Source organism: Thermus neutrinimicus, from assembly GCF_022760955.1.
Lineage (GTDB): Bacteria > Deinococcota > Deinococci > Deinococcales > Thermaceae > Thermus > Thermus neutrinimicus.
On record NZ_JAKTNU010000018.1, the window covers coordinates 22722 to 32653 of the forward strand.

The 9932-nt window shown below is 65.2% G+C and carries 10 protein-coding genes; 4 read left to right on the forward strand and 6 right to left on the reverse strand.

Features of this window, described 5'->3' with window-relative positions:
- The first annotated feature begins 122 nt into the window (after positions 1-122).
- The 3 genes from L0C59_RS09635 to L0C59_RS09645 are packed head-to-tail and all read left to right on the forward strand — an operon-like array spanning position 123 to position 1128.
- Positions 123-494 (forward strand): DUF2089 domain-containing protein, encoded by a 372-nt coding sequence (locus tag L0C59_RS09635; protein WP_243091148.1) that lies wholly within the window; start codon positions 123-125, stop codon positions 492-494.
- Positions 491-763: a hypothetical protein gene (locus L0C59_RS09640; protein WP_243091149.1), complete on the forward strand. Its 273-nt coding sequence runs from the start codon at positions 491-493 to the stop codon at positions 761-763. Before L0C59_RS09635 ends, L0C59_RS09640 begins: the two co-directional genes overlap by 4 nt.
- The gene (locus L0C59_RS09645; protein WP_243091150.1) at positions 757-1128 is read left to right on the forward strand and encodes a DUF2089 domain-containing protein; all 372 of its coding nucleotides are present in this window, start codon (positions 757-759) and stop codon (positions 1126-1128) included. Before L0C59_RS09640 ends, L0C59_RS09645 begins: the two co-directional genes overlap by 7 nt.
- On the opposite strand, the gene L0C59_RS09650 is transcribed toward L0C59_RS09645, so the two are convergent.
- From L0C59_RS09650 to L0C59_RS09675, 6 genes are all read right to left on the reverse strand, one after another.
- Positions 1082-2488 carry a sensor histidine kinase gene (locus L0C59_RS09650; protein WP_243091151.1) on the reverse strand — a complete coding sequence of 469 codons (1407 nt, stop codon included), beginning with the start codon at positions 2486-2488 and terminating at the stop codon, positions 1082-1084. The genes L0C59_RS09645 and L0C59_RS09650 overlap by 47 nt on opposite strands.
- Positions 2489-2565: 77 nt before the next feature.
- Positions 2566-3240, reverse strand: a complete 675-nt coding sequence (locus L0C59_RS09655) for a response regulator transcription factor (protein WP_126203001.1) — start codon at positions 3238-3240, stop codon at positions 2566-2568.
- Positions 3241-3273: 33 nt separating this feature from the next.
- Positions 3274-3891: a PAQR family membrane homeostasis protein TrhA gene (trhA, locus tag L0C59_RS09660; protein ID WP_243091152.1), complete on the reverse strand. Its 618-nt coding sequence runs from the start codon at positions 3889-3891 to the stop codon at positions 3274-3276.
- A gap of 25 nt (positions 3892-3916) precedes the next feature.
- Positions 3917-6313: a phosphoenolpyruvate synthase gene (gene ppsA / locus L0C59_RS09665; protein WP_243091153.1), complete on the reverse strand. Its 2397-nt coding sequence runs from the start codon at positions 6311-6313 to the stop codon at positions 3917-3919.
- 14 nt (positions 6314-6327) lie between these two features.
- Entirely contained in the window at positions 6328-7230 is a 903-nt protein-coding gene (locus L0C59_RS09670) for an AAA family ATPase (RefSeq protein WP_243091154.1), read from the reverse strand.
- A gap of 15 nt (positions 7231-7245) precedes the next feature.
- Positions 7246-9243 (reverse strand): elongation factor G, encoded by a 1998-nt coding sequence (locus L0C59_RS09675; RefSeq protein ID WP_243091155.1) that lies wholly within the window; start codon positions 9241-9243, stop codon positions 7246-7248.
- A 47-nt stretch (positions 9244-9290) separates the two neighbouring features.
- Here L0C59_RS09675 and L0C59_RS09680 point away from each other — a divergent pair, with 47 nt between their 5' ends.
- On the forward strand, positions 9291-9677 hold the full coding sequence (locus L0C59_RS09680; RefSeq protein ID WP_243091156.1) for a M67 family metallopeptidase: 387 nt from the start codon (positions 9291-9293) through the stop codon (positions 9675-9677).
- The last annotated feature ends 255 nt before the right edge of the window (positions 9678-9932 follow it).

The window sequence follows — 9932 nt, forward strand, 5'->3', positions numbered from 1 at the left end:
CCTGGGGGCCCTCGAGGGGGCGGGTCCTTAGCGGCAGGTGGCGGCCTGCTGGTCCCTGGGAGAGGGGAAGGCTAGGCTCAGGGCTAAGGTGGCCATGGGGAATCTGGAATTGGAGGCATGACATGGAGGAAAAACGGCGCATTCTGGAGATGGTACGTTCCGGCGAGATCGGGGTAGAGGAGGCCCTGGCCCTGCTTCGGGCGGTGGAGGACCCTGGGCCTAGGGCGCAGGCCCCTGTCAGGCTCCTCAGGGTGCGGATCCAGGCCCATGACAAGGGGAAGCCGGTTCGGGTTCACGTGAACCTTCCCCTGGCCTTGGCGGAGCTTTTGGAAAAGTTCCTGCCCGAAGAGGCTAAGCTCACCCTGGAGGACCGGGGAGTGCATTTGAAGGACCTCTTGCGCCTGGTGCGGGAGGGGGTGCCCGAGGGGAAGTTGGTGGAGATCGAGGCGGAGGAAGAGGGCAAGCCCGTGCAGGTGCTAGTGGAGGTGGTGTGAGGCCAGCTTGGCCCCCTTTGCGCCCCAGGTTCCTCTACCTTCGGGTGCGGGGGCCTTTCCCTTTGCCCTTGGTCCTCCCCCTTCCCCTTTGCGCCCTGGAGTGGGTTTTGCTGTTCGCTTTCTGGGCCTGGAAAACCCGGGCCCTTTTCCGGGGAGAAGCGCCTATTCCCTTGCCTCTTGGTGCCCTTTGGACCTTTAGGATTCTGCCGCCTTTAACCCTACTGGAGGTGGAGGCGGAGGAAGTAGATATCAAGGTGGGGCTATGGTGATGAAACCCGCTCCCGTGCGGTGCCCAGCCTGTGAGGCTCCGTTGGCGGTGAAGGCCCTCTTTTGCCCCTCTTGCGGCACCGAGGTCCACGGTCGCTTCCAGTTGAACGAGTTCGCCCTTCTTTCCAAGGAGCACCTGGACTTCCTCAGGCTTTTCGTGAAGGCCCGGGGCAACCTTAAGGAGGTGGAGAGGATCCTCGGGGTTTCCTACCCTACGGTGCGGGCCCGGTTGGATGCCCTCCTCAAGGCCCTGGGTTACGAGGCCGCGGAGGAAGAGGGGGATAGGCTTGAGGTGCTGGAAGCTTTGCGCCGGGGCGAGATCAGCGTGGAGGAGGCGGTGGCGCGGCTGAAGGAAGGGAGAAGCTGAAGGCGGTTCCCTTGCCCACCTCGCTCTCCACCCAGATCTCCCCCCCGTGAGCCTCGAGGATGGCCTTCACGATGGCCAGGCCCAGCCCCGACCCTCCCCGTTCCCGGTCCCGGGCCTTGTCCACCCGGTAGAAACGCTCGAAGAGGTGGGGAAGGTGCTCGTTGGGAATACCCTCTCCGTCGTCTTCCACCCGCACCACCACCTTCTCTCCCAGGTCAAAGGCCCTAAGCCAGATGTGCCGGGCCCCCGCTTTGATGGCGTTGGAGAGGAGGTTGGCCAGGACCTGATGGAGCCGGTCCGGGTCGCCTTGCACCCAAAGCTCCGGGGGGGCTTCCACCTCCATCTCCCCCTCAAAGCTCTTGGCGAACTCCTCCTTAACCTCCTCTAGGAGGTCTTGGATGCGGACAGGGGCCGGTTCCATGCGCCAGGAACCGGTCTGGGAGAGCTCCAGAAGATCTGACACCAGCTTTCCCATGCGCTCCGCTTCCCGCTTCACCACCTCGAGGCTCTCCCGCTGGGCCTCGGTAAGGGGGGTGCGGCGCAAAAGGAAGCCCACGTGGCCCAGAATGGCGGTGAGGGGAGTTCTGAGCTCGTGGGAGGCATCCTGGAGGAAGCGGGTTTGGGCCAGGAAGGCCTGTTGCATCCGGGAAAGCATGCCGTTCAAAGCCCGCACCAGGGTGGCCACCTCATCCCGCCCCTCGGGTTCGGGCAGGGGTTCGGGACGGGTGGTGATGGCCTCGGCCCGCCGGGCCACCCATTCCAGGGGCTCCAGGGCCCGGGCCACCAGGTTCCTGGCCAAGAGGATGGAGAGGAGGAGCACGAGAAGCGCCGTCCCCACATAGATGCGGGCAAACTGGGTGAGGGTGCTCTCCAGGCTCTCCACGGGCTTCCCCACCAAAAGGGCTCCCCGCCACACGGTTCCCCCCAGGTTGACCTCCACCCGGCGGGCGTAGACCAGAAGCTTTAAGGGAGGTCCTTCCCGTGGCAGCTCGGCGTAGGCCCAGGTCTCGCCCCGCTCCAAAAGGGTGCGGTAGTCCCCTTCCTCTAGGAGAAGGCGCTGGCTTCCCAGGGCGGGGCTTTTCTGCAGGCTGATTCCCCCTTCCCGGGCCAGAAGGGTGGGGTTTTCCTCGGGAAGAAGCTGGAGTTCCGCGTAGAGATTTGCGGGAAGCCCAGCCTCCAGGAGGGCTTGGCCGCCCAGGTTAAGGAGGCGGACCACCTGGTTGCTGGCCTCCAGAAGCTCCTGACGCAGGGAGCGGTAGAGGAAGCCCCGCAAGAGGCCTTCCAGGGCCAGCCCCAGCACCAAAAGGGTTACCAAAAGGAGGCCTGAGGTGAGGAGGGTGATGCGGGAGCGCAGGGTCATACCGCCCCGCCCTGGCTTTGGCACCTCGGCGAGGAGGCCCTTAGGGTTTCTTCAAGGTGGGGCATGGGAGGGTCGCGTCAATCCTCACGGAGCACGTACCCCACGCCCCGCACCGTGTGGATCAAGCGCCTTTCCCCCCCGGCCTCCAGCTTCTTGCGCAGGTAGCCGATGTAGACGTCCACCACGTTGCTCCCCCCCTGGTAGCCGGGCCAGACCTTTTCCTCGATCTCGTAGCGGCTGAAGACCTTCCCCGGGTTCTTGGCGAGGAGCTCCAAAAGCTCGAACTCCTTGTTGGAGAGCTCTATGCGCCGGCCGCTGCGGAAAACTTCCCGGCCCTCGAGGTTGATGATCAGGTCCGCTACCCTGATCTCCCCGGTGATGGCGGGGCTCACCCGGCGCAGGTGGGCCCGTACCCGGGCCAGAAGCTCCTCTATGGAGAAGGGCTTCACCAGGTAGTCGTCGGCCCCGGCGTCCAGGCCTTCCACCTTGTCCTCGATCCGGTCCTTGGCGGTGAGGATGAGGATGGGCACGTTGGAGGTTTTGCGGATGCGCTTGGCCACCTCGATCCCGTCCATGACGGGAAGCATCAGGTCCAGGATCACCAGGTTGGGGTTGACCTCCCGGAAGCGGGAGAGGCCGGTGATGCCGTCGTAGGCCACCTCAGTGCGGTAGCCCTCGGCTTGCAGTTCCAGCTCGATGAAGCGGGCGATGTCCTTCTCGTCTTCCACGATCAGGATTAGGGGAGGTTCCATGTCCTCCAGGATACTCACTTTCTCATGAGAAAGCTAGGTGTACAGGCTTAGAACCGCCAGGTACATAGAAAGGCTTCCCAGGAGGACCAGGAGGTGCCACAGTCCGTGGAAGCCCACTTTCCCTGGCCAAGGGTCAGGCTTCTTTCCCGCATACACCCAGGCCCCCAGGGTGTAGAAGGCCCCGGAGAGGGCCATGAGGCCAAAGGTAGGAAGGGGCAGGTGGAGCTTGGGGAGAAAGAGGACCGAAAGCCACCCCAGGGCCAGGTAGGCCAGGGTGTAAAGCCAACGGGGTGCCCTGAGGAAGAAGAGGCGGAAGCCCACCCCCAGGAGGGCCAGGCTCCACACCAGGCCCAGGGCCAAGGGCCTCCAGCTTTCCTGGAGGCCTTCCACCAGAAAGGGGGTGTAGCTTCCGGCGATGAAGAGGAAGATGGCCGCATGGTCCAGCCGCCTGAGCCAGGCCAGGGCCCCATCCCCCACCCGAAGGGCGTGGTAAAGGGTGCTGGCACCGAACATGAAGGCCATGGTGAGCCCGAAGATGAGGAGGGCGGGCCAAACCTCCCTGGGGGCAAGGAGAAGGAGGAGGACGCTTCCCATGAGGGCCAGGGGCACTCCCAGGGCATGGCTTAGGGCGTTAAAGGGCTCACGGACCATGCCCCAGAGTACCCTGGCCTGGGCTTCAGGCGCTAGGGCCCAGGGCAGCTTCGATCTCCGCCACCTTCTTCACCGTGCGCAGGAGGGCATCGGGGTTGAGGCTTAGGGAGTCAATGCCCTGGGCCACCAAAAAGGCGGCGAACTCGGGATAGTCGGAGGGCGCCTGGCCGCAGATGCCTACCTTTTTCCCTTTGGCGTGGGCCTTTTCTATGAGCATGGCCGAGAGGAGCTTGACGGTTTCCCGCCTTTCGTCGAAGAGCCAGGCTACCCGTTCCGAATCCCGGTCCAGGCCTAAAGCCAGCTGGGTGAGGTCGTTGGAGCCGATGGAAAACCCGTCAAAGAGCTCGGCGAAGGCCTCGGCCTCGAGGACATTGGAGGGGATCTCCGCCATCACGTAGACCTCGAGGCCCCCCTCTCCCCGTTTTAAACCCCCCTCCGCCATCACCTCCAAGACCTTGGCCCCCTCCTCGGGGGTGCGGCAGAAGGGCACCATCACCATGAGGTTCTTGAGGCCCATCTCCTCCCGCACCTTCTTGACCGCGGCCACCTCGAGGAGGAAGCCCTCCTTGTAGTCGGGGTGGTAGTAGCGGCTTGCCCCCCGCCAGCCCAGCATGGGGTTTTCCTCCTTGGGCTCGAAGAGGTGCCCCCCGATGAGGCGGGCGTACTCGTTGGTCTTGAAGTCGGAAAAGCGGAGGAGGACGGGCCTGGGGTAAAAGGCCGCGGCGATGAGACCAATCCCCTGGGCCAGGGTGTCCACGAAGTAGGCCCGTTTGTCGGGATAGGCCTCGGTGAGCTCCTCCACCTGGCGCCGCACCTTCTCGGGCAGGGTTTCGAAGCGGGTTAAGGCCAGGGGATGGATGCGCACGTGGCTGGCGAAGACGAACTCCATGCGCAATAGCCCCACCCCGTCCGTGGGCAGGAGGCTCACCCTTAGGGCTTCCTCCGGGGTGCCCACGTTCGCCAGGATCCGGGTGCGGGTCCTGGGAAGGGTTTCCGGGCGCACCTCCTCCACCTCAAAGGCCAGGGCGCCGCGGTAGATGCGCCCCACCTCTCCCTCGGCGCAGGAGACCGTGACCTCTTCCCCCTCGGGGATGAGCCGGGTGGCTCCCACCGCCCCCACCACCGCCGGCACCCCCAGCTCCCGGGCCACGATGGCGGCATGGGAGGTGCGCCCACCCCGTTCGGTGACGATGGCCGCTGCCCGCTTCATGATGGGCTCCCAGTCGGGGTTGGTGGTTTCCGTGACCAGGACCTCACCCTCCTGGAAGCGGTCCATCTCCTTGGGGTCCCTAAGCACCCGGGCCCTCCCCGTGGCGATGGCTTCCCCCACCGCAAGCCCCTCGGCCAGGACCTCGCCCCTTTCCAAAAGGCGGTGGATGCGGAGCACCGGGGCCTTTTGGGAATGGACGGTTTCGGGCCGGGCTTGCAGGATGAAAAGCTCCCCCGTGGGGCCATCCTTGGCCCACTCGATGTCCATGGGGGTGGGAGCCCCCCGTTTCCCGCTGTAGTGTTCCTCGATCTTAAGGGACCAGTCGGCCAGGAGGAGGGCCTCATCCTCGGAGAGGGCGAACTGGCTCCGGAGATAAGGGGGGGTGGGGCGGTTTCTCAGGCGGCCCTCCCTGGGGTCGAAGGCCAGGGTAAGCTCCTTGGGGCCGAGCTTTTTGTGGACCAAGGCCCGGTAGCCGGCCTTAAGGGTTTCCTTGTGCACGTAGTAGGCGTCAGGCCCCACCCGCCCCTGGACGATGTTTTCCCCTAGGCCGTAGATGGCGGTGATGTAGACGAAGCCCCGGTGGCCGGTGTCGGGGTCCAGGGTGAAGATCACCCCGCTTGTGGCGGTGTCGGCCCGCACCATGCGTTGCACCCCCACGGAGAGGGCCACCTTGAGGTGGTCAAACCCCATGTGGGCCCGGTAGCTGATGGCCCGGGCGGTGAAAAGGCTGGCCATGGCCCGCTTCACGTGGAGGAGAAGGTCCTCTTCCCCCTGCACGTAGAGGTAGCTTTCCTGCTGCCCGGCGAAGCTGGCGGTGGGGAGGTCCTCGGCGGTGGCGCTGCTGCGCACCGCCACAGGAAGGGCTTCCTCCCCGGCTTCCTGGGAGAGCGCCCGGTAGGCCAGGCGGACCTCCTCCTCCAGGTCCTTGGGATATCCTCCCTTTAGGATCAGGTTTCTCAGGCGGCGGCTGGCCCGTGCCAGGAGGATGGGGTCATCGGGGTCCAGGCCCTTTAGCTCCTGGGCGATGGCCTCCTTGAGCCCGTTGGCCTCGAGGAAATGCCAGTAGGCCTCGCTGGTGGTGGCAAACCCCCCGGGCACCTTTACCCCCAAGGGGCTTAGCTCCCGGATCATCTCCCCCAAGGAGGCGTTCTTACCCCCCACCAAAGGCACATCCTCCAGGCCCACCTCGTGGAAAAACCGAATCCAGCGCATACCCTGCCTCCTTCCTAGGGGATGCCCCCCTTTTTGAGAAGCTCCTTCAGGATTCCCTCCGCGCTTTCCCCCTCGTAAAGGGCCTCCTCCGTGAGGAAAAGCCGGTGGGGAAGGGCTAGGAAGGCCGCGTCCTTAAGCTCCTTCCAGTCCACCAGGGGCTTGGCCCTGAGGTAGGCCAAGGCCCGGGCCAGGGCCAGCCAGGCCTTGGCCCCCCGGGGAGAGAGGCCCATGCGCAGGCGCCGATCCTCCTGGGAGAGGAAGGCCACGTGGGTGATGGCCTCGAGGGCCTCCTTGGCCACCCGTATTCCCCCCACCTCCTCCTGGGCCTTGGGGAAGTCCACCCCCAGGGGTTCCGGGATCCGGGGCTCTTCCGTGAGGATCCTGAGCCACACCTCCCGCCTGGGGGGACGGAAGGGGATTTTGGCGGTGAAGCGGTCCAGCTGGGCCTCCGGAAGAGGGTAGGTGCCCTCCAGCTCCAGGGGGTTCTGCGTGGCCACCACGAAGAAGGGCTCGGGCAAGGGGTAGCGCACCCCTCCCGCGGTCACCGCCCGTTCCTGCATGGCCTCGAGGAGGGCCGACTGCACCTTGGGCGGGGCCCGGTTGATCTCGTCCGCCAGGACCACCTGGGCGAAGAGGGGGCCTTTCACGAACTCAAACCGCCCCTCCCGAAACACCTCGCTTCCCGTGAGGTCCTGGGGGAGGAGGTCGGGGGTGAACTGGATGCGCTTGTAGCTGAGGCCGCTTCCCCTGGCGAAGCCTTCCGCCAGGAGGGTCTTCCCCAAGCCCGGTACCCCCTCCAGAAGGGCGTGCCCCCGGGCCAGGACCGTGGCCAGGAGGGCCTCGATCACCTCCTCCTGGCCGAAGAGAACCTGGCTGAGCGCCTCCTTCAGTCGGGAGATGGCCGGGAGTTCTTCCACTGCCCTATGGCCTCCTCATTCCTCCATGGCCTTGCGCTCCTGGATCACCTTCTGGGCCAGGTGAGGGGGGACCTCGGCGTAGTGGCTGAACTCCAGGGTGTAGGCCCCCGCTCCCCCGGTGAGGCTGGGCAAGGCCTTGTAGTACTCCAAGACCTCGGCCAGGGGCACCTCGGCCCGCACCGCCGCCAGGGCCCCTTCCTGTTCCATGCCCAGGATCCGCCCCCGTCTTGCCTGGAGGTCGGAGAGGATATCCCCCACCCGCTCCTGGGGGGCGATCACCTTGATCTGGTAGATGGGTTCCAGGAGAACCGGGCTTGCCAGCTCCATCACCTTCTTAAAGGCCATGCTGGCGGCGATCTGGAAGGCGAGGTCGGAGGAGTCCACCTCGTGGTAGGAGCCGTTGTAGACGATGGCCTTGAAGCCCATCACCGGGTAGCCCGCCAGAACCCCCTTTTTGGCCGCCTCGAGGATCCCCTCCTCAATGGCCTCCTGGTACTTGCTGGGGATCACCCCCCCGGTGATGCGCCATTCAAAGCTGTATTCGGGGGCGGGTTCCAACCTGAGCCACACATCCCCGTACTGGCCGTGCCCCCCGGTCTGCTTCTTGTACTTGCCCTGCCCCTCGGCCACCTTGCGGATGGTTTCCCGGTAGGGAACCTTGGGCACGGAAAACTCCACCTCCACCCCGTAGTCGGCCAGGCGCTCCTTGGCGGTGGTGAGGTGAAGCTCCCCGTGTCCCCAAAGCAAAAACTCCCCCGTCTCCTCCTGGCGCTCCAGCTTGAGGCTGGGGTCCTCCTCCAGGAGCTTCCTCAGGGCCTCCCCCAGCTTGGCCTCGTCGGTCTTGCCCTTGGGCCGGATGGCCACGGGCACGTTGGGCTCGGGCAGGCGGGCGAAGGGCACCGCCTCGCTTTCCGGCCTTTCCCCTTGCCATAGCACCATGCCCCGGTGGAGGAGTTCCGCCTTAGGGAGGCCTAGGATATACCCTCCCTCCGCCTCCTCCACCTCCAGGAGGTCCTTGCCCATGGGCACGTAGAGGTGGGGGAGGCGCACGGTTCCGGCCTCGCTTTGCAAGGCGTCCCCTGGCTTCAGCCTGCCCCGGTAGAGGCGCACGTAGGCCACCTGGCCCATGAAGGGGTCCACCTGCACCTTGAAGACCTTGGCCAGGGCAGGGCCTTCCCCGAAGCGTTCCTCCGGGGAAGGAAGGGCCTCCAGGATCAGGTCCAAAAGGGGCAAAACCCCAATGCCTTCCGTGCCCGAGGCCAAGGCCACCGGGTAGAGGAGGCCTTTGCGCACCGCCTCATGGAAGGCCCTTTCCAGGGCCTCCCCGGTCACCTCTTCTCCCTCCAGGTACTTTTCCAGAAGGGTTTCGTCGGTTTCCACGATGGCCTCGAGGACCTCCTGGCGGAAGCGCTCCACCCGTTCCCGTTCCTCCTCGGGCACGGGTACCTCCACCTCCTGCCCCTTCTCGTACCGGTAGGCCTTACCGTGGAAGACATCGATAAGGCCCACCCAGCGCCCCCCTTGGTAAAGGGGCAGGTCGATGGGCAGGATGTGCCCCAAGGTGGCCCGGAGGTCCTCCAGAAGGGCGTAGTAGTCCCCGCCCTTGTCCAGCTTGGTGACCACCACCATGCGGGCAAGAGCCAGCCTTTCGGCCACGGTCCAGGCCCTTTCCGTGCCCACCTGCACCCCGTTTTCCGCGGATACGGCCACCAAGGCAGCGTCGGCGGCCTCCAAAGCCCCCCTGATCTCCCCCACGAAATCCCCGTAGCCGGGGGCGTCCAGGAGGAAGATGCGGTGGTCCTTGTACCTCAGGGGGGCCACCCCGGTGCGCACCGTGGTGCGGTGGAGCTTGGCCTCGGGGGTGTAGTCGGTGGTGGTGGTTCCGTCCTCTACCCGGCCCAGGCGCTCCTTGGCGCCGGTTCGGAAAAGCAGGGCCTCGGTCAAGGTGGTTTTGCCGCTTCCCGCATGGCCCACCAGGGCCACGGTTCGGATGGGAGAGGTTCCTGGGATCATCTTCCCTCCTTCTTGGTGCCCATAGTATAGGCCTAAGGAGGGGGCGATTGTCCCAAGTGCTCTACGTGCCCAGGAGGCTTCTAGAGGAAACCCGCGCCCACCTCGATAGGGAGGTGCCCAAGGAAGGGGTGGGGCTTTGGGCGGGGAGGCGGGAGGTGGAGAGGGTGATCCCCCTGCCCAACGCCCACCCGGAGCCCCGGGTAGGGTATCTGGCCGAGCCCGTGGCCCTGCTTCGGGCCCTAAGGGAGATGGAAAAGGAGGGCCTAACCCTCCTGGCCATCTACCACTCCCACCCCAAGGGGCCCGCCTTCCCCAGCCCCACCGATATCCGCGAGGCCCGCTGGCGGGTGCCCTATGTCATCTTCGGCACCGATGGGGTCAGGGCTTTCCTTCTACCGGAAGGGCTGGAGATAGCTATGGTGCTGATTCACTGAAGTGCGTTGATGAGGTTGGCGATGAAAACTGGGTCGTTGACACCAAAAACCAAGGGTTTCGATTTTGTACCGTCCATATGCACTTCAACCCCGTCTTTGAAGAGCCGTAAACCCATTACCTTGCTTAGAGGAATCCGACGCAGTTTGGCACCCCCGAAGTAGATGTTCTTATTTGTGAAAAGAAGTAACCCTCGGTCCTCAGTACACGTCAAAACGTGGGACCACCCCTTTAGGATGGACCTGCGCCCACGTGGA